Raw genomic sequence first — 20211 nt, forward strand, 5'->3', positions numbered from 1 at the left:
GCATTCCGGTGACCCGCCGGTAACCCCCGTCCCACCCGCACATCCCCCCGCGGAGGTACCCGTGCCCAAACGCCTCACCACCCTGCTCGCCTCGGCCGCGCTCACGATGCTCTTCGTCTTCGGGGTCTCCTCCCCCGCCGCCGCCGTCACGACCTCGCAGAAGCTGTCCGTCCTCTCCAGTTGGACGCAGACGAGCGCCTCCAGCTACAACTCCTGGAACTCCGGCCGGGTCAACCAGGGCGCCTGGGCGGCGTACGGATTCAACTGGTCGACCGACTACTGCTCGTCGAGCCCGGACAACCCGCTCGGCTTCACGTTCAACCTCTCCTGCTACCGGCACGACTTCGGCTACCGCAACTACAAGGCGATGGGCCGGTTCTCGGCGAACAAGGCCCGCCTCGACGACGCCTTCTACGCCGACCTGAAGCGGGTCTGCGCCACGTACAACGCCGCCGTGCGGCCCGCCTGCACCAGCCTCGCCTGGACGTACTACCAGGCAGTCAAGAACTTCGGCTCCATCGCCGCCGTGCAGCAGGCCGACATCGACCGCGCCGCCCGGATCAAGGCCGACGGCGAGCGCCGCGCCGCCCTGCGCTGACCGCGCCCGTGACGCCCAGGGGTTCGCGTCCCCGGCCCGCCCGGTGACGCGGACCCCGACCGGCGGGTCCCACCCCGCCGTCAGGCGTGTCCGGTGTGGTGACGGCGACGGTCCGGGGCGACGGACTGGCGGGGAGCCATGCGGGCGTGACCGGCGCCGAACCTCGCCGAGCCGACCGCGGCCAGGTCCGGATGCTCGACGGCGAGGGCCAGCGCCGCCGCCTCCTCCAGCCCCAACTCGGTCCCCTCGCCGTACGCGCCGTCGAAGGTCGCGTCGCCCAGCTCCTGGCGCAGCTCCCCCTGCCGCTGCGCCCAGTACCCGCCGTAGATGCCCGGGGCGCAGCGCATGCTCGCCCGGGTCGCCCCCGCCGCGCCGAACAGGCGGGCCGCCGTCAACCCGTCACCGCCGGCCGCGCAGCGCACGGCCATCGCGTTCAGCGTGTCGCAGGCCCGACCGTGGAAGCCGTGGCTCATCCGCGAGCGCAGCGCCACCTGGAGATGCTCGTGCGCGGCGACCAGGTCCCCGCGCGCCAGGGCGACCATCCCGAGCAGCATGTCGACCGAGCGCCGCCCCCGCTCCACCGGGCGGGCGGCCTCCACCGGCCGGGCCGCGCCCAGCAGCTCGGCCGCCTCGTCCAGGGCGCCCCGCCGCCAGAGCAGCTCAGCCAGGCTGAACACCCCGAAGAGCGCGTCGCCGAGCACCTCCTGGCCGGACGCCCAGTCGATCACCTCGCGGCAGATCCGCTCCGCCTCCGCGAACTGTCCCATGTCGACCAGCGGGGCCGCCCGCCCGGCGAGCACCCGGGCGAGCAGGCCGGCGTCGCCCGCCTGCCGGGCCGCCGCCTCCGCCCGCTGGGAGTAGCGCAGCTCCTCGGCGAACTCGCCGTCCGCGCCGGCGTGCAGCGAGTGCATGTGGTACGCCGCCGCCAGCTCGGCCTCCGGGATCCGCTCCCCCGTCTCGGCGATCCGCCCGTACAGCCGGAACAGCCAGAGTCGCCCCTCCCGGGCCAGGCCCCGCTCCCGCCACCACTGGTCGAGGCCCCCGGCCAGCCGCAGGCCGGCCCGGGCACTGCCGCCGGTGGCGCACCACCGCAGCGCGGCGCGCAGCTCGCCGGCGAGCGGGTCGAGGGCGTAGAGCGACAGGGTCACCGGCCGCCCGTCCGGGCCCAGGTGGGCGCGCTCCAGCGCGTGCGTCGACCACGCCACGTGCCGGTTACGGGCCGTTTTCTCCTCCCCTGCCTCCGCCAGCCGCCGCGCCGCGTACGCCCGGATCGGGTCGAGCATCCGGTAGGTGCTGCCCGAGGCGTGCGGCTCCGCCAGCACCATCGACTTGTCGACCAGCACCGAGAGCGAATCGAGCGGGTCGTCGCCGAGCAGCCACTCCACCGTCGCCAGGTCGACCGGGCCGGCGAAGACCGCCAGCCAGCGCAGCAGCCGGGCGGCGCGCGGCCCCAGCGTGCGGTACGACCAGGTGACCGTGGCCTGCATCGTCAGGTGCCGCTCGGTGGCGGAACGCTGCACCGCCCGGACGGCCGGGCTGGGCGGCACCATCCCCACGGCCGGCGCCACCAGGTCAACCGTGTCCGGCCGGTCGCCCGGCCGGTCGCGCTCCACCGGGGAATCCGGGTCCCGGCCCGCGTCCAGGGTGCCCAGCACGTCGTCGAGGCGCTCGGCGAGCTGCCCGACGGAGAGCACCCGCAGCCGGGCGGCGGCCAGCTCTATGGCGAGCGGCAGCCCGTCCAGCCGCCGCACCACCCGCCGCAGGTCGGCCGACTCGCCCGGGTCCGGCGGCCGGCCGCCCCGGGCCGCCGCCGTCCGGTCCAGCAGCAGCGCGACCGCGTCGCTCTCCGCCCCGTCCACCGGCGGGTCGACCGACAGCGACGGGATCCGCCAGACCACCTCGCCCGGCAGGCCGAACGACTCCCGGCTGGTGGCGAGCACCCGGACGCCCACCCCGCCGGCGAGCAGCCGGGAGATCACGTCGGCCGAGGCGGCCGGCTGGGCGTCGCAGGTGTCCAGCAGGACGAGCATCCGGCGCGCGGCCGCGTACTCCACCAGCGTGTCGACCATCGGGCGGCCCGGCTCGGGACGCAGACCGAGCACGGCCGCGACCTCGAACGCCACCAGACCCGGGTCGGTGACCGCGGCGATGTCGACGAACCAGACACCGTCCGGATGCGACTCCACCAGGTCGACGGCGAGCTTCACGGCCAACCGCGTCTTGCCCGCACCCCCCGCGCCGAGGACGGTGACCAGCCGGTGCGCCTCCACCAGCCGCTTCAGCTCGGCCCGCTCGGCGTGCCGGCCGACGAACGAGGTGACCGGGGTCGGCAGGTTGTGCGCGGACGCGTCGGCGGTGCGGGGCCGCGGGAACTGCCGCTCCAGGCCGGGCGCGACCAGTTGGAAGAGCCGCTCCCGGTCGTCGAAGCCGCGCAGCCGGTGCAGGCCAAGGTCGTGCAGGGACGCGTCGGGCGGCAGCGGTTCCGCGTGCCGCGCCGTCGACGCCGAGCAGAGCACCTGCCCGCCGTGAGCGGCCGCGGCGATCCGGGCCGCGCGGTGCACCTCCGGGCTGACGTACTCGCCGTCGCGCGGCTCCGCCCAGCCGGTGTGCAGGCCCATCCGGACCCGGGGCATGGCGTCGGCGGTGGGCCACTCATGGCTGGTCAGCGCCCGCTGCGCGGTCAGGCAGGCGGTCAGCGCGGCGGTCGCGTCGGGAAAGGCGAGGAAGAACGAGTCCCCCTCGGTCAGCAGCTCCGCGCCCTCGGTCGCGGCGATCGTGCGGCGCAGCAGGCGGCGGTGCTCCCGCAGCACCGGGCGGTAGTCCGGGCCGAGCAGCTGGGCCAGCCGGGTGGAGCCCTCGATGTCGGTGAAGACGAAGGTCACCAACCCGCTCGGAAGGTGGATCCGTGGCGACATGGTGGAACCTCCGCCCGTGACGTCGGACTCATGCTGCCTGATACCGGACCATCACGCATCGTGAGAACGGTCGGCCGGAACCGACTGCGGGCCCGCAGGTCAGCAGCCGCAGCCACCGCCGCAACAGCCCCCGCCGGCCGGCGCCGGCGCGGCACCGGCCGCACCGCCGCCGCCCCGGCCGGTGACCGCGACGGTGGAGAGGAGCTTGACGGTGTCGGCGTGCCCCTGTGGGCAGGACGCCGGCTCAGCGGCCTGCGACATCGGGCGGTTGACCTCGAAGGTGTCGCCGCAGGCGCGGCAACGGAACTCGTACCGGGGCATGGCACCAGGGTACGACCGGTCCTGACGTACGGGGGGACATGGGTGATACTCAACTTGTGGTGGACGGCGAGGACAGGACGACCCTTCGGCCCCTGCGGCCGGCGGCACCGATCGACGGGTCGCTCGCCGGTTCCGGCGCCGCGCCCGAACCCGCGACGCGGTTGCCGCGTCCCCGCCGCCCCTGGCTGAGATCCACCGCCGAGAAGGCGAAGCCGGCCGACGACGCGAAGCCGGCCACCGGCACCAGGCCGGTCACCGAGCCCACCGCCGAGGCCAAGTCGGCGGAAGAGGCGAGACCGGCGGACGAGGCGAAGGCGGGCGGCGGGTCGGCCGCCGACGCGAAGCCGGCCACGACCGGGAAGCCGGACGACAGCGCCGGCACGGCCGCGAAGCCGGGCGACGCAGCCGCCCTCGACACGAAGGCCGGCGGCGCGGCCGGGGCCTCGACGACCGGGTCCGGGGCGAAGACCGGTGACGACGCCGGCGCGGCGTCGGCCACGGGGGCGGGCGACCTCGCGGAGACGAAGGTCGACGTGCCCGCCACGAAACCGGCCACCGGGCCCCGGCGCCGCCGGGTGCAGTTCGCGCACGCCGTACGCCGGCCGCCGCACCGCGTCGCGATGAGCGCCGCCCGCGCCACCCGGGACTGGTCGCGGCGGCCCAGCGGGCGACTCACTCTGCCCGGGGTGTTCCTGTTCGCCCTGGTCGCGGCGATGGCCGCGGCGGGTGCGCTGCTGGTGCCCGCGACGGCCCGGGGACCCCGTCCGGTCGCGGTCGACGCCACCTCCGCCGCGCCGACCACCGTTCCGCAGGCGCCACTGCCCGGCGGCACGATGCTGCCCGGTCAGACGCCACTGCCCGGCGGGACGGTGCCGCCCGGTTCGTTCCCCGGCGGGATCACCGGCCGGCCGTCGGACGCGCTGGCCGGCTGGGCCGCCCAGATCGGGCCGAAGGTCGGCATCTCGCCGGTGGCCATGCAGGCGTACGGCTACGCCGAGGTGGTGCTCGCCCAGACCAACCGCAGCTGCGGGCTGAGCTGGACCACCCTGGCGGCCATCGGGTTCGTCGAGTCGGGGCACGGTCAGGCCAACAACGCGACGCTCCGCCAGGACGGCAAGGCGCTGCCCGAGATCATCGGCTTGCCGCTCGACGGGCAGGGCGGTCGGATGCGCATCCCCGACACGGACCGCGGCGTGATGGACAAGGACCCGGTCCTCGACCGGGCGGTCGGGCCGATGCAGTTCATCCCGACGACCTGGCAGGAGATCGGCGCCGACGCCGACAACGACGGCGTGAAGGACCCGCACGACCTGGACGACGCCGCCCTCGCCGCCGGCAACTACCTCTGCAAGGGCGGCCGGAACCTGACCATCCCCGCCGACTGGTGGAACGCGATCCTGTCCTACAACGACGTCCGCCGGTACGCCCAGGACGTCTACGACACCGCCAACCGGTACGGACAGGCGAGCCGCACGTGAAGTGATCGTCTGCATACATTGGAGAACTGGACACTTCCCCCGGGCAGCGGTTAGCGGCAAGCTAGACGGGTGATGGTGCGCGAGTGGGACCCCAGGACCGCGTCGTCCGCCGAGATCGCGTCGCTGCTGGACACGCTGAACGCGGTCCTGGCGGCCGATCTGCCGCAGGACCCGCCGTGGCGGGAGAGTTCCATGCGGGAATACCTCGCGGAGGTGATGCCCGGCGAGCGGCGGATCTCCTGGGTCGCCCAGGCGGAGCCGGCGGCCGACGGCAGCCCGGGGGCGATCCTGGGCCACGTGCACGTGCTGCTGCTCGGTGACATCGGGGTGCTGGAGGTGCTGGTGCACCCGGCGGAGCGGCGCACGGGCCTCGGGCGGGACCTCGTCCTGACCGCCGCCCGGCGGGTCTACCAGGAGGGCTTCCAGTCGATCGGGGTCGAGGTGGTCGGCGACACGCCGGCCGTCGCCTTCTACGAGTCGCTCGGCTTCTCGAAGGAGTACGTCGAGACCCGCAGTGTGCTGGACCTGTCCGGGGTGGACTGGGCCGAGCTGTCCGAGATGGCCACCGGCATCGGCGCGGGCTACCACCTCCAGTTCCACCCCGGCGGCCCGCCGGACGAGCTGATCGAGACGTACGCGCGGGCCAAGGCGGAGGTGCGCGACGTCGAGGACGGCGAGCTGCGCCCCAGCTCCTACGACCCGCAGCGGCTGCGCGACAGTCTGGACTGCCTGCACCGGCGGGGCATGAAGCCCTACATCGTGCTCGCCCTGCACGAGCAGACCGGGGAGGTGGCGGGGCTGACCGAGGTGGTCGTGCCGGTCCAGCATCCCACCCGCGCCGACCAGTACGACACCATCGTCGTACAGGACCACCGGGGCTACGGCATCGACCGGGCGATCAAGGCCCGGATGCTGATGGAGCTGCGCTCGGCGGAGGCGGAGCTGACCGAGGTGCAGACGTGGAACGCGCAGGCCAACGAGGCCATGCTCAAGGTCAACGCCGAGTTGGGCTACCGCCCGGACCGCGAGTGGTGCGAATACAGCATCGACGTGGCTGAGCTGGTGCACCGCCTCGACGCCGGACGCTGACCGGAACGTTCACGAAACTGTCCGGTGGGGGATGGACGGCGGTCAGCACCGACCCTTAACGTGCGTTAGTTCCCCGCCCACCCATCGTGGAGGCCCCATGCGCCCGCGCCGCACTCTTGCCGCGCTCGCGACCGCCACCGCCGCCGTGACCGTCGCGGCTGTCGGCGTCGCACCCACCGCGGCCAGCGCCGCGCCCACCGACCTCTTCATCTCCGAGTACGTCGAAGGCTCGTCGAACAACAAGGCGATCGAGCTGTTCAACGGCACCGGCGCCGCCGTCGACCTGGCCGCCGGCGGCTACCAGCTCCAGTTGCACTTCAACGGCTCCACCACGCCGACGAACCTGGCCCTCACCGGCACCGTCGCGGCCGGCGACACCTTCGTCCTCGCCGCCGCCTCGGCCGCGCCGGGCATCCTGGACCGGGCCGACCAGACCACCAGCGCCAGCCTGTTCAACGGCGACGACGCCATCGTGCTGCGTCGGGGTGGCACCGTGCTCGACTCGATCGGCCAGATCGGCGTCGACCCGGGCACCGAGTGGGGCACCGGCGTCACCAGCACCGCCGACAACACGCTGCGTCGGTCGGCCGCCGTGACCTCGGGCGACACCGACCCCTCCGACGCGTTCGACCCGGCCGCGCAGTGGGCCGGCTTCCCCGTCGACACGTTCGACGGCCTCGGCGCGCACACCGTCGACGGCGGCGGCCCGGTCGACGCGCCCGCCACGCTCACCTGCGGCCCGGCGCTGGTGACCTCGGCCGGCACGGCAGCCACCCGGGAGGTCACCGCCACCGACCCGGACGACCGGATCGTCGACCTGGCGGTCACCTCGGTCGACCCGACCCCGGCCACCGGCTCCGTCAGCCGCTCGGCGGTCACCCCGGCCGACGCGGTCGGCGGCACCGCCCGCGCCACGGTCGGCACGAGCGCCGACCTGGCCGCCGCGGCGTACAGCGTGGTGCTGACCGCCACCGACGCGGACGGCGGCACCGCCACCTGCACCCTGACCGTGCAGGTGACCCGGGAGCTGACCGTCGGCGAGGTGCAGGGCCCGACCACCGACGGCGAGTCCGGCCCCGCCGACCGGTCGCCGCTCGCGCCGGCCTCCGGCAACGGGACCAGCAGCACGCTGTACGACGTACGCGGCGTGATCACCCAGCGGACCCTCGCGCGCGACTCGTCGGGCCGTGACCAGCACGGGTTCTTCCTGCAGAGCCGCAGGGACGCCACCGACGGCGACCCGACCAGCTCGGACGGCATCTTCGTCTTCATGGGCTCGTTCACCTCGCTCATCGGCGGCTACGTGCCGACGGTCGGCGACGAGGTGGTGCTGCGCGCCCGGGTCTCCGAGTACTTCAACTTCACCCAGCTCTCCGGCGCGTCGCTGGTGCGCCGGGTCGCTTCCGGCGTGGACGTGAACGCCGAGGTCCAGGTGACCGACGCGGTGCCGCCGGTCGAGGTGGCGGCGGCACAGCGCTTCTTCGAGCGGCACGAGGGCGCCCGGCTGCGGGTACGCGCCGGCAGCGGCGCGGTGAGCGGGCGCAACGTCTTCGCCTCCACCGCCGACGCCGAGATCTTCGTGATCGACCGGGACGACCCGCTGCTCGACCGCGCCGACCCGTACGCCCGCCGGGTGTTCCGGGACGCGCACCCGCTGGACAACGACCCGGGCCGCCGCTTCGACGACGGCAACGGGCAGCGCGTCCTGCTCGGCAGCATGGGCGTGAAGGGCACCACGGGCGACAGCGCCGCGCTGCTCCCGCCCGCGCGCACGTTCGACACGCTGACCGCCGACGCGGTGGGCGGGCTGTACTACTCGTTCGAGAAGTACGGCGTGCAGGTCGAGGCGGCGGCGTTCACGGGCGGGGCCGACCCGTCGGCGAACAACCCGCCGAAGCCGGCCAACCGGTCGGAGGAGGTCGCGGTCGCGACCTACAACGTCGAGAACCTGTACGACTACCGTGACGACCCGTTCGACGGCTGCGACTTCGCCGGCAACGCCGGCTGCACCGGGGTGCGCCCGCCGTTCGACTACGTCCCGGGCAGCGAGCAGGAGTACCACGAGCAGCTCGCCGCGCTGGCCGACCAGATCACCACCGACCTGCACTCCCCGGACCTGATCCTGGTGCAGGAGGCCGAGGACCAGGACATCTGCTCGGTCTCCGGCACCGAACTGGTCTGCGGCAGCACGGACAACGCCGACGGCGCGCCGGACAGCCTCCAGGACCTGGCGCTGGCCATCACGGCCGCCGGTGGCCCCGCCTACCAGGCCGCGTACGACCGCACCGGCGCGGACGCCCGGGGCATCACCGCGGCGTTCCTGTTCCGCACCGACCGGGTGTCGCTGGCGGCGCCCACCGCCGGCGACCCGCTGCTGGGCTCGGCGCCGACCGTCGAGTACCGGGGGGCGGCGCTGCCGGGCAACGCGGACGTGCAGAATCCGAAGGCGCTCAACGCGGTGCTTCCGGACGACGTGGACACGTCCACCGGCAAGGACGGAAACAACGTCTTCACCCGCGCGCCGCAGCTCGGCAAGTTCACGGTCGCCGCCGCGCCCGGCTCCGCCGAGCGGTACACGCTCTGGGCCGCCAGCAACCACTACTCGTCCGGGCCGGACAGCCGGGTCGGGCAGCGCCGGGAGCAGGCGGCGTACGGGGCCGCAATCGTCACCGCGATCGAGGCGTCGGACCCGCACGCGCGGGTGGTCTACGGCGGGGACCTGAACGTGTTCCCCCGCCCCGACGATCCCATCGCGACGGCGGCGGATCCCACCCCGTCGGACCAGCTCGGTCCGCTGTACGAGGCGGGCATGCGCAACCTGTGGGACGACCTGCTCGCCGACGCGCCGTCGTCCGCCTACTCGTACAGCTTCGAGGGGCAGGCGCAGACGCTGGACCACCTGTTCGTGAACGGCGCGCTGCACCGGGACCTGGTGCAGATGCGGGCCGCGCACGTCAACGCCGACTGGCCGGCCGACCACGCGGCCGACGGCAGCCGGGGTTCCAGCGACCACGACCCGCAGGTGGCCCGCTTCCGTTCCCGGGCGTCGCTGAGCGTCGGCGACGCGTCGGTGGTCGAGGGCGACCGGGGCACCCGGCCGCTGACCTTCACGGTCACCGTGTCGCGCCCGCTGTCCCAGCCGGTGCTGCTCTGCGCCGCCACCTACGGCACCACGGCCCAGGCCGGCGCCGACTACGACCCGTACGTCGGCTGCAAGGTCCTGGCTGCCGGGCAGACCTCGCTGGCCTTCCCGGTGACCGTACGCGGTGACCGGAAGCGGGAGGCCGACGAGAAGGTGAACCTGGTCGTGGCCGGGGTGCCCGGCCTGCGGCTGGCCGATCCGCTCGCCGTGGGCACCATCACCGACGACGACTGACGTCACACCGGAGCCCGCCCCGACGGCCCGCCGCCCAGGAACGTCCTGGCCGGCGGGCCGTCCGCTCACCGCGGGAAGCCCGGGTCGGGCAGCCGCGACGGTGGAGGCACGCGCGGCGGCGGGGGCACGCTGCGGTACTTCGCCACCCGCACCTCCCACTGGCTGCGCCGCCGCATGGCGTCGCGGACCCGGCGGTCGCGGTGAAACGTCTCCGGCGGGCGGGCCAGCCCGTAGATGTCCGCCCACCACTCGCCCGGCTCGGGGTCGAGAATGGTGTCCAGGTGCGAGGGGTAGCGACGCCCCGCCCCGTCGCGGGTGTCCTGCCAGTCCCGCATCGGCTTCAGCACCCGCCCGAACTCGTCGACGACGGCCAGCCGGAACCCGGCGACCCCGATGATGCGGCGCAGGAGCAGGAGGCTCGGCACCATCCGGCCCGCCTCGATCCGCCCGACGGTGGAATGGTTCACCCCGGCCCACCGGGCCAACTCCCGCTGGCTGAGGCTGGCATACCGCCGGACCGCCCGGACGATGCCTGCGGCCGGCCACGGGGTGTCGAACGGCTCGGTGAGCATCACGGGCGGCTCGCGCGATCCCGCCCCCTGATCGGTACCCACCGCCTGGTCGCCGCCCGACGGCCCGACGCCGCCCGACGCCCCGGCGCCACCCGACGGCTTGACGGCACCCGACGGCCCTGCGGCGCCCGACGGTCCCGCGGCGCCGGACAACTGGTCGGAGCCAGGCGGTCGGTCGGAATCCCGGTCAATTTCCGGTTCGGCGGGAAGCTCGGTCATCCCGTAACGCTCCCGGCTGCGGTGCCTCTCCCGCAATCCCGCCCGCTCCGCCTGTGGACAACGCAGCCACCTGTGGAAAACCAGCGACCGGTCCTGCCCTCACAGCCCGGACGAACCCTGCGAGACGGTAACGCACCGTAACAGGAGCGGTTCTTCTGCAGTTGCCTACGCTCAGTGATGACAAATCCGGCCCCTGAACGACCCTGGAGCATGCCGCTGACGGCCACAACGCCGCAACCAGCGAGTTCAGCGGAGCCTCTCCTCGGCAGCGACGAACCCCCGCGCGCCCTTTGCTCTGCATCCTCATACGCAACAGGCACCCTTCGTAACTGGTGCATATGAGGATGCAGAGCAAAGCGTCTGAAGAGTGGTGGCCCCGGCGCCACAGGTCGAGTACTCAGCGTTACGGGCGGGGCTGCTGGGGTGCGGACCGGGCGCGCCTACTCGAAGCCGGCAACCAGCGCTGACGCCTGCGCATGCCGGCGAGGGACGACAGCGACACGCACCAGCACCGGCAGATCGCACTGGACGACGAGCGGGCAGGTGAAGGTCCGGCGAGTGCCCCGAGACGGGTGGTGGAGGAAATGAGTTGGCTCGATCGGAACCCGACCTTTGCCCGGGACAGGTCGGAGACCTGAAGGGCCGGACCGGACCAGGGCGCGCCAGACCAGGTCGCGCCGGGAAGGATCAGGCAGGCCAGGCCGCGCCGCTCCGGGTGGGACGGGGTCAGTAGCGCTGGCGGAGGAGTCCGGCGGCCTCGACCGCCCAGTAGGTGAGGATGATCTGCGCGCCGGCCCGGCGGATCGAGGTGAGCGTCTCCAGCATCACCCGCTCCCGGTCGATCCAGCCGTTGGCGGCAGCCGCCTCGACCATCGCGTACTCGCCGGAGACCTGGTAGGCGGCGACCGGGACGTCCACCGCCGCACGGACCGCCGACACCACGTCGAGGTACGGCAGGGCCGGCTTGACCATCACCATGTCGGCGCCCTCGGCGACGTCCAGCTCGACCTCGCGCAGCGACTCCCGCAGGTTGGCGGGGTCCTGCTGGTAGGTGCGGCGGTCGCCCTCCAGGGCCGACTCCACCGCGTCCCGGAACGGGCCGTAGAAGGCCGAGGCGTACTTGACGGCGTACGCCAGCACGGCGACGTCCTGGTGGCCCGCAGCGTCGAGCGCCCGGCGTACCACGGCGATCTGGCCGTCCATCATGCCGGACGGCCCGACCACGCCGACCCCGGCGGCGGCCTGGGCGACCGCCATCTCGGCGTACGCCTCCAACGTGGCGTCGTTGTCGACGCCGCCGTCGGGGGTGAGCAGGCCGCAGTGCCCGTGCGAGGTGAACTCGTCCAGGCAGAGGTCGCTCATCACCACCGTGGCGTCGCCCACCTCGGCGACGACGTCGCGGATCGCGACGTTGAGGATGCCGTTCGGGTCGATCCCGCCGGACCCGGTGGCGTCCCGCCGCTCCGGCACGCCGAAGAGCATGATCCCGCCGACGCCCGCCTGGACCGCCTCGGCCGCGGCCTTGCGGAGCGAGTCCCGGGAGTGCTGGAGCACCCCCGGGAGCGACGCGATCGCCCGCGGTTCCGTCAACCCCTCCCTGACGAACATCGGCACGACCAGCTCGGCCGGGTCGACGCGGGTCTCGGAGACCAGCCGCCGGATGGCCGCGTTGCGGCGCAGCCGGCGGGGCCGGATCTCGGGGTACGGCATCACGGACCTCCTGCTACGACTACCGGAACCTCAGGGCGGTCGGCCCCTGCACCTTCGAGCCACGGCGCTGCTTCGCCGGCATGGCGGCGAGCTTCTCGCGCAGCTCGACGGCGTAGGCGGCGAGCGCCTCCACCAGATCGGGAACCGAGGCGTGCGGAGGCTGGACGTCGACCCGCAGGCCGAACTCGGTCGCGGTCTCCGCCGTCTTGGGCCCGATCACTGCAACGACGGTACGGGCGTGCGGCTTCCCCGCGATACCCACCAGATTGCGCACCGTCGAGCTGGACGTGAAGAGCACGGCGTCGAAGCCACCCGACTTGATCGCGTCCCGGATCTCGGCGGGCGGCGGGGCGGCCCGGACCGTCCGGTAGGCGGTCACGTCGTCGACCTCCCAGCCGCGCTCGGTGAGCCCGGCAGCGAGGGTCTCGGTGGCGATGTCGGCGCGCGGCAGCAGCACCCGACCGACCGGGTCGAGGATCTCGTCGTGCGGCGAGAACTCGGCCAGCAGCCCGTCGGAGGACTGCTCCCCCGACGGGATCAGCTCGGGCTGGATGCCGAACGCGCGGACGGCGTCGGCGGTCGCCTCACCGATACAGGCGATCTTGACGCCGCCGAAGTGCCGGGCGTCGAGACCGTGCTCGGCGAACTTCTCCCAGACCGCGCGGACCGCGTTCACCGAGGTGAAGATCACCCAGGCGTACCGGCCGTCGACCAGGCCCTTGACCGCCCGCTCCATCTGGGCCGGGGTGCGCGGCGGCTCGACCGCGATCGTCGGCACCTCGCAGGGGATGGCCCCGTACGCGCGCAGCCGCGCGCTCATCACGCCGGCCTGCTCCTTGGTGCGGGGCACGAGGACCTTCCAGCCGTACAGCGGCCGGTTCTCCCACCAGCTCAGCTTGTCCCGCTGGCCCACGCCCTCGCCGACGGTGAGGACCACCCGGCCGGTGAAGCCGAGCGCCGCCGCGACGAACGAGTCGACGGTCGACGTGGTGGTGTACTGCGTCTCACCGGTGCCGTCACCGGTCACCCCGACGCCGGTGGTGCCCTCCACCCCGGCCGCGAGCAGCCCGTCGCGGATCGCGGCGAGGTCACCGGCGTCCACGGCCAGGGCCAGCGAGCCCCGGCCGACGGCAGCGGCCAGCGCGTCGAAGTCCAGCGTGCTGACGTCCTCGACGTCGGCCGCCGTCCGTACGCCCGGCAGCGGCACACCCGCGTAGGTCGCCACCCCCTCGGCCTGGCCGACCCCGGGAACCACCTCGAAGTGTGCGGCGGTCCGCGCGACCGCCTGCACCTCCTTGACGACCGACTCGTGGCCGAACGGGTCGCCGGCGACCAGGTGCACCGCGTTCAGCCCGGAACGGGCCGCCGAGATCAGCACCTTCGCCACGTCACCCGGCGCGCCCTCCGCCGGAGTGAACTGGGCGTCTTCCCTGGCCTGGGCGCGGACGGCGTCGAGCAGCGACTCGGGGACTCCCCGGTCGTACACCACCTGGTCGGCGTCGACCAGAGCGTCGTGCGCCCGGCGGGTCAGCAGGCCCGGGTCGCCGGGACCGGCCCCGACGAAGGCGATGCGGCCTACGGGCTTACGGGTGCGGGTCATTCTGTGCTCCCAAATTGCTGGGTCCCCGGGCCGGCGTGTCCATCGTGGCCGAGGATCGAGTCGGCGCCGAGGTCGAGGAGTTCGGCGGCGAGTGCCTTGCCGATCTCCGCCGCGTCGGCGAGCGTTCCGGTGCGGGACAGCCGGAGGTCTCTCGTGCCGTCCGGACTGATCACCGCCCCGCGCAGATAGATCTCCTGGACGAAGTCACCCTCGACGCCCGAGCCGGTTGGCTCGCCTTCGGCGACGACGGCGTAGGCGGCGACCGGGGCGGAGCATCCGGCCTCCAGGGTGGCCAGCAGCGCCCGTTCCGCGGTGACCGCGGCGTGAGACGGTGCGTGGTCGAGCACGGCGAGCAGCTCGACCAGGTCCGTGTCGTCGGCCCGGCACTCCACCGCCAGCGCGCCCTGGGCGGGCGCGGGCAGCATCAGCATCGGGTCGAGCGTCTCGGTGATCACGTCGGTACGCCCGAGCCGGGCCAGCCCGGCCCGGGCCAGGACGACCGCGTCGAGGTCGGCCTCCGGGCCGAGCACCCGCGCGAGGCGGCTGTCGACGTTGCCGCGGATCGGGGCGACCTCCAGCTGCATCCCGAGGGCGTGCAGCTGGGCGATGCGGCGCAGCGCTCCGGTGCCCACGGTCGCGCCGGAGGGCAGCTCGGCGAGCGTCCGGCCGTCCCGGGCGACCAGCGCGTCCCGCGGGTCCTGCCGCATCGGCACCGCCGCGATGTGCAGCCCGGCCGCCGCCGCGGTGGGCAGGTCCTTGTAGGAGTGCACCGCGAAGTCGATGGTGCGGGCGGTCAGGGCGTCCCGCAGGGCGGAGACGAAGACGCCGACGCCGAGCCGGTGCACCGGCGCGGACGAGCGGTCGCCGGCGGTGACCACCTCGACCAGCTCGACGGGCCGGCCGGTGGCGGCGGTCAGGGCCTCCGCGACGTGGCCGGACTGGGCCATCGCCAGTTTGCTGCCCCGGGTACCGAGGCGCAGGGGCGTGCTCATCGCTCACCTCCGAGGGGCGGGACGTCGGCGGAACCCACCGACGGTGGCAGGTCGGCAAGGCCGACGGGCGGTGGCAGGTCGGCGAGGCCGAACGGCGGCGCGGCGTCGCCGGCCACGATGTCGGGGACGTTGTCGACCGGGGACGTCTGCGGCACCTTGAGGTCGAACAGCTCGCGCAGCAGGGCCGCGTACTGGTCACCGCCGGGTTCCGCCGCCAACTGGCGCACCCGCACGGTCGGCTGGTGCAGCAGCCGCTGCACCACCCGGTGCACCGTCCGGGCCACCTCGGCGCGCTGGTCGTCCGTGAGGTCCGGGCGGCGCTGGGCGAGCCGGCGCAGCTCGGCGCCGACGACGTCGTCGGCGCGGCCACGCAGGGCGGCCACCGTGGGCGCCACGTCGGCGCCGCGCAGCCAGGTGAGGAAGGCGTCGACCTCGCCGGCCACGATCCGTTCGACGGCGGCGGCGTCGGCGGCGGCGGGCCCGTCGGCGAGCAGCGTCGCCATCCGGTCGATGTCGATGACCTCGACGCCGGGCAGCTCGGCGACGCCGGCCTCCACGTCGCGCGGCACGGCCAGGTCGAGCAGGACCAGCGGCCCCCGGCCGGGGTCGCGCCCGGCGAGCGCCCGGGTCACCACGTCACGGGTGAGGACCGCTTCGGCGGCCGCGGTGGCGGCCACTACGATGTCCACTGTGGAGAGCACGGTGGTCAGCTCCGCCATCGGCGTCGCGCTGGCCCCGTACGCCTCGGCCAGCCGGACGGCCCGGTCGGCGCCCCGGTTGGTGACCGTGAGCGGCCCGGCGCCCAGCCGGGACAGCGTGGCCACGCCCAGCGAGCCCATCGCGCCCGCGCCGACCACCAGCGCGGGACGGCCGGCGAGGTCGCCGTCGAGGTGCCCGGCGGCCAGCTCCAGCGCGGCGGTCACCACGCTCTGGCCGGCCCGGTCGATCCCGGTCTCCGCGTGCGCCCGCTTGCCGACCCGCAGCGCCTGCTGCATCAGCTCGTGCAGCAGCCGCCCGGCGGTGTCGGCCCCGGTCGCGGAATGGTAGGCGTCCCGGAGCTGGCCGAGGATCTGCGCCTCGCCGACCACCATCGAGTCGAGCCCGGCCGCGACCCGGAAGACGTGGTCCACGGCGGCGGCGTCGAAGTGCACGTAGAGGTGGCTGGCGAGCGCGGCGGGCTGGCAGCCGGCCTGGTCGGCCAGCACCGCGCAGATGTCACCGAGGCCGCCGTGGAAGCCGGACACGGCGGCATAGACCTCCACCCGGTTACAGGTGGAGACGAGCACGGCCTCGGTCACGTACGGCTGGGCGACCAGGCGGTCCAGGGTGCGGGTGAGGTCCGCGGGGCCGACCGCGAGCTGCTCCAGCGTGGCGACGGGAGCGGTGCGGTAGGACGCGCCGACGACGAGCAGTTTCACGTGCCGATCGCCTCCTGCGGGTCGGTGACGGCGAGCCCCCCGGGCAGAGCGGTGAGGGCGGACCCACCGGTGGCGGGCAGCGCGGTCAGCGATGCCTTGCGGTGCTCGTGGAAGGACAGGATCTGCAGCTCGATCGCGAGGTCGACCTTGCGCACGTCGACCCCCTCCGGAACCGAGAGTACGCACGGGGCGAAGTTCAGGATGCTCGTCACGCCGACGGCCACGAGCTGGTCCGCCACCGCCTGGGCGGCCGGGGCCGGGGTGGCGATCACGCCGATGGCGATGGCCTCCTCGACGGCGACCCGGGGCAGCTCGTCGATGTGCCGGACGACCAGCCCGCTGATCTCCTCGCCGACCCGGGCGGTATCGGCGTCGAAGAGTGCGGCGATCCGGAAGCCGCGGCTGGCGAAGCCGTCGTAGCCGGCGAGGGCGTGACCGAGATTACCCACGCCGACCAGGGCGACGGCCCGCCGCTGGGTGAGCCCGAGCACGTACTCGATCTGGTCGACCAGCAGCGCCACGTCGTAGCCGACGCCACGGGTCCCGTACGAGCCGAGGTGCGAGAGGTCCTTGCGGAGCTTCGCGGAGTTCACGCCGGCGGCGCTGGCCAGGCCCTCGCTGGACACGGTCTCGTGGCCGGTTTCGGCGAGGTTGTGCAGGGCACGGAGGTATTCCGGGAGCCGCGCGACGGTCGCCTCCGGCAGATCCGGGAGCGCCGGTACGGCACCGGCGCGGCCGGGCGCGCCAGGGTGACGGTGCTGACTCATGAGACTCCGTGCGGTGCGATCCTCGGCCAACTCGGGCGGCCGGCCGTTTCGGGATCCCCGCTGGCGACCGAGATTGCCGGCTGTGCTAGCAGGGCGCGTCGGAACTACAGAGTAGGCGCTTGTGAACGCGTGCACAAATCGCGATCTTGACAGCTCGCGACGCGGCTTCACCAGCCCCTCCATTCCGCAAGATCGATCCAGTGGCCGCCGCCGGCCACCGCCCGACCTCCGGGCGGTGGCGATGGTGCCGGTAGCGCCGATTATTGCTCAATTACGACTTCTCTGACCAATGGCGCGGCCCACGGCTCGCCCACGATCCGGTCACGGTAGGGCCAGCCCTACGCCGCAGAGGCGGGCCGACGGGATGGGTCGGCGGCCCCGCGCTGCCTAGCCTCTTGACATGACCGCCGTACCCGTCGCCGCCGAACAGACCGTGCCGGCGCCGACCATCTCCCGACAGCTCCTGCTGGACTCCGGCTACGTGCTGCTGGGCCTCCCGCTGGCCCTGGCCAGCTTCGTCGTCCTGCTGGTCGGCCTGGCTGCCGGGCTGGGGCTGGTCGTGACGGTGATCGGCCTGCCGATCCTCAGCGGCACCCTCTACGCCGCCCGGGGCCTCGCCGACATCGAGCGCCTCCGCCTCCCCACCGTGCTCCACCAGGCCCGGATCCGCCCCCAGTACCGGCTCCCGGAGCCCGGCGCGAGCGCCTGGCGGCGGATCTTCGTCCCGATGGGGGACGCGCAGTCCTGGCTCGACCTGGCGCACGGCATCCTCAAGCTGATCGTGGCCATCGTCACCTTCGTGGTCACGCTGGTCTGGTGGGCCGGCGCCATCGCCGGCACCCTCTACTGGGCGTACGACTGGACGCTGCCGCACGGCGACCCGGAGGACGTCGGCCTCCCCCAGCTCCTCGGCCTCGGCGACTCGACCGTCGTCCGGATCGGGCTGCACACCGCGATCGGGCTGTTCTTCCTGATCACCCTGCCGATCGTGGCCCGCGGCTGCGCGCTGCTGCAGGCCGGCTTCGGCCGGGCCCTGCTCACCGGCGTGGCCGAGATGCGCAACCGGATCACCGTGCTGGAGGAACAGAAGCGGGCCGCCGTCTCCGCCGAGGCGAGCGCGCTGCGCCGACTGGAGCGAGACATCCACGACGGCCCGCAGCAGCGCCTCGTCCGGCTCGCGATGGACCTCAGCCGGGCCCGCCAGCAACTCGCCACCGACCCGCGGGCCGCCGGGCGCACCCTGGACGAGGCGGTCACCCAGACCCGGGAGACGCTCGCCGAGCTGCGCGCCCTGTCCCGGGGCATCGCGCCGCCGATCCTGGTCGACCGGGGACTGCCCAGCGCCCTGGCGGCACTGGCCGGGCGCGGCCTGATCCCGATCGAGCTGCGGGTGGACCCGGAACTGGCCAGCCCGGCCGGCCGGCTCGACCCGGCGGTCGAGAGCACCGCCTACTTCGTGGTGTCCGAGGCGCTGACCAACGTCGCCAAGCACAGCCGGGCGACCGAGTGCCGGGTCACCGTGGCCCGGCACGACGGGCGGCTGGAGGTCGACGTCGACGACGACGGGCAGGGCGGCGCCCACCTGGCCAAGGGGCACGGGCTGGTCGGCATCGCCGACCGGATCCGCTCCGCCGGGGGCCGGCTCTCCGTGGTCAGCCCGGCCGGCGGGCCCACCAAGATCCGCGCGGAACTCCCGCTGTGAGCCGTACGTGGTAGACAACAGGACATGCGGATCGTGATCGCGGACGACGCGGTGCTGCTCCGGGAGGGGCTGGTACGGCTGCTCACCGAGCGCGGGCACGAGGTGGTGGCCGCCGTGGCCGACGGCGACGCGCTGGTGGTGGCGGTGGTGGCCCACCGGCCGGACGTGTCGATCGTCGACGTCCGGATGCCGCCGTCGCACACCGACGAGGGGCTGCGCGCGGCGGTGGAGGCCCGCCGCCTGGTGCCCCGCACCCCGATCCTGGTCCTCTCCCAGTACGTCGAGGTGTCGTACGCCGACGACCTGCTCGCCACCACCGGCGGCGGCGGAGGCGGGATCGGCTACCTGCTCAAGGACCGGGTGGCCGCGATCGACGAGTTCCTCGACGCGCTGGACCGGGTGTCCGCCGGCGGGACGGTGCTCGACCCCGAGGTGGTCGGCCAGCTCTTCGCCCGGCGTCGGCGCGACGACCCGCTGCGCGAGCTCACCCCGCGCGAACGCGAGGTGCTCGCGCTGATGGCCGAGGGCCGCTCCAACACCGCGATCGCGAAGACCCTGGTGGTCACCGACGGCGCCGTCGAGAAGCATGTCCGGAACATCTTCACCAAGCTCCAGCTCCCGCCCGACACGGAGCAGCACCGCCGGGTCCTGGCCGTGCTGGCCTACCTGCGCAACTGACCCGCCGCCCGGCCCGCCGCCAGCGCGCGGACGGGGGCTGGTCTGCCGCCGGGGCGCGGACGGAGGGCGGTCTGCCGCGAGCGCACGGACGGGGTCCAGCCCCGGTCAGGGCAGCGTGGCCGCCAGGCTGACCGCCTCGCTGAGGGTGTCGGCGACCGGGTGGCCGGCGGCGCGCAGCCGTGCCGCGTCGGTGAACCCGCCGGTGTAGAGGACGGCGCGGCCACCCACCGACACGGCGGCGTCGGCGTCGTCGACGGAGTCCCCGATGAGCACCACGTCCCGGCCGTCCACGCCCAGCTCGGCCAGGTGCCGCCGGAGCGACTCGGCCTTGCGGCCGCCGCCGACGGTCGCCCGCAGCCCGTCCACCCGGACGAAGTGCCCGGCGAGCCCGTACGTGTGCACGGTCGGCACCAGCTCCTCGTGGAACCACATGGACAGCAGGGACTGGCTGCCCGGCCAGGCCGCCATCGCGACGCCTGCGTCGTGCGCCAGCTCGCAGGTCGTCAGCCCGCTGCGGTACGCGTCGTGGAAGATCCGGTCCAGCCGGCCGAACGCGTCGTCGTCGACCGCCCGACCGAGCACCTCGGCGTAGTAGTCGGCGATCGGCCGGCGGAACCGCACGCGGTGCTCGTCGGCGGTCACGGCGGGCCCGCCGACGCTGGCGAAGGCGGCATTGGTGGAGGCGACCACCAGGCTCAGGTCGTTGAGCAGGGTGCCGTTCCAGTCCCACACCAGGTGGTTGCGCGCAGGGGTCATCGGAGCACCCTAACGCCTGG

General features: G+C 74.2%; 15 protein-coding genes. 6 read left to right on the forward strand and 9 right to left on the reverse strand.

Annotation, left to right across the window (positions count from 1 at the left end; all coding sequences use genetic code 11):
* The first annotated feature begins 61 nt into the window (after positions 1-61).
* Positions 62-598: a phospholipase gene (locus ACPXCB_RS18260; protein ID WP_425876858.1), complete on the forward strand. Its 537-nt coding sequence runs from the start codon at positions 62-64 to the stop codon at positions 596-598.
* 80 nt (positions 599-678) lie between these two features.
* Here ACPXCB_RS18260 and ACPXCB_RS18265 read toward each other — a convergent pair whose 3' ends face one another.
* Positions 679-3513, reverse strand: coding sequence for an ATP-binding protein (locus ACPXCB_RS18265; protein ID WP_425876859.1), 2835 nt, complete (start codon positions 3511-3513; stop codon positions 679-681).
* 99 nt (positions 3514-3612) lie between these two features.
* Positions 3613-3834, reverse strand: coding sequence for an FmdB family zinc ribbon protein (locus tag ACPXCB_RS18270; protein ID WP_425876860.1), 222 nt, complete (start codon positions 3832-3834; stop codon positions 3613-3615).
* A 38-nt stretch (positions 3835-3872) separates the two neighbouring features.
* Here ACPXCB_RS18270 and ACPXCB_RS18275 point away from each other — a divergent pair, with 38 nt between their 5' ends.
* From ACPXCB_RS18275 to ACPXCB_RS18285, 3 genes are all read left to right on the forward strand, one after another.
* Positions 3873-5312, forward strand: coding sequence for a lytic murein transglycosylase (locus ACPXCB_RS18275; protein ID WP_425876861.1), 1440 nt, complete (start codon positions 3873-3875; stop codon positions 5310-5312).
* Between the two features lie 72 nt (positions 5313-5384).
* Complete coding sequence (locus tag ACPXCB_RS18280) at positions 5385-6401, forward strand: GNAT family N-acetyltransferase (protein ID WP_425876935.1); 1017 nt, start codon at positions 5385-5387, stop codon at positions 6399-6401.
* A 97-nt stretch (positions 6402-6498) separates the two neighbouring features.
* Positions 6499-9777: a lamin tail domain-containing protein gene (locus ACPXCB_RS18285; RefSeq protein WP_425876862.1), complete on the forward strand. Its 3279-nt coding sequence runs from the start codon at positions 6499-6501 to the stop codon at positions 9775-9777.
* Between the two features lie 65 nt (positions 9778-9842).
* Here ACPXCB_RS18285 and ACPXCB_RS18290 read toward each other — a convergent pair whose 3' ends face one another.
* From ACPXCB_RS18290 to ACPXCB_RS18315, 6 genes are all read right to left on the reverse strand, one after another.
* Positions 9843-10391 carry a helix-turn-helix domain-containing protein gene (locus ACPXCB_RS18290; RefSeq protein WP_425876863.1) on the reverse strand — a complete coding sequence of 183 codons (549 nt, stop codon included), beginning with the start codon at positions 10389-10391 and terminating at the stop codon, positions 9843-9845.
* 903 nt (positions 10392-11294) lie between these two features.
* Positions 11295-12278: a porphobilinogen synthase gene (hemB, locus tag ACPXCB_RS18295; protein ID WP_425876864.1), complete on the reverse strand. Its 984-nt coding sequence runs from the start codon at positions 12276-12278 to the stop codon at positions 11295-11297.
* 19 nt (positions 12279-12297) lie between these two features.
* A complete protein-coding gene (locus ACPXCB_RS18300; RefSeq protein ID WP_425876865.1) occupies positions 12298-13878 on the reverse strand; it encodes a uroporphyrinogen-III synthase in 1581 nt (526 codons plus the stop codon).
* Positions 13875-14870 carry a hydroxymethylbilane synthase gene (gene hemC / locus ACPXCB_RS18305; protein ID WP_425876866.1) on the reverse strand — a complete coding sequence of 332 codons (996 nt, stop codon included), beginning with the start codon at positions 14868-14870 and terminating at the stop codon, positions 13875-13877. The genes ACPXCB_RS18300 and hemC overlap by 4 nt, the downstream gene beginning before the upstream one ends.
* Entirely contained in the window at positions 14867-16288 is a 1422-nt protein-coding gene (locus tag ACPXCB_RS18310; protein WP_425876867.1) for a glutamyl-tRNA reductase, read from the reverse strand. The genes hemC and ACPXCB_RS18310 overlap by 4 nt, the downstream gene beginning before the upstream one ends.
* The gene (locus ACPXCB_RS18315) at positions 16285-17055 is read right to left on the reverse strand and encodes a redox-sensing transcriptional repressor Rex (RefSeq protein WP_425876868.1); all 771 of its coding nucleotides are present in this window, start codon (positions 17053-17055) and stop codon (positions 16285-16287) included. The genes ACPXCB_RS18310 and ACPXCB_RS18315 overlap by 4 nt, the downstream gene beginning before the upstream one ends.
* A gap of 400 nt (positions 17056-17455) precedes the next feature.
* On the opposite strand from ACPXCB_RS18315, the gene ACPXCB_RS18320 reads away from it, so the two are divergent.
* Positions 17456-18757: a sensor histidine kinase gene (locus ACPXCB_RS18320; protein WP_425876869.1), complete on the forward strand. Its 1302-nt coding sequence runs from the start codon at positions 17456-17458 to the stop codon at positions 18755-18757.
* 24 nt (positions 18758-18781) lie between these two features.
* Positions 18782-19435, forward strand: coding sequence for a response regulator transcription factor (locus ACPXCB_RS18325; protein ID WP_425876870.1), 654 nt, complete (start codon positions 18782-18784; stop codon positions 19433-19435).
* Between the two features lie 105 nt (positions 19436-19540).
* On the opposite strand, the gene ACPXCB_RS18330 is transcribed toward ACPXCB_RS18325, so the two are convergent.
* Entirely contained in the window at positions 19541-20191 is a 651-nt protein-coding gene (locus tag ACPXCB_RS18330; RefSeq protein ID WP_425876871.1) for an HAD family hydrolase, read from the reverse strand.
* Positions 20192-20211: the final 20 nt, after the last annotated feature.

It is taken from the genome of Micromonospora sp. DT62 (assembly GCF_049847285.1).
GTDB classification, from domain to species: Bacteria; Actinomycetota; Actinomycetes; order Mycobacteriales; family Micromonosporaceae; genus Micromonospora; species Micromonospora reichwaldensis.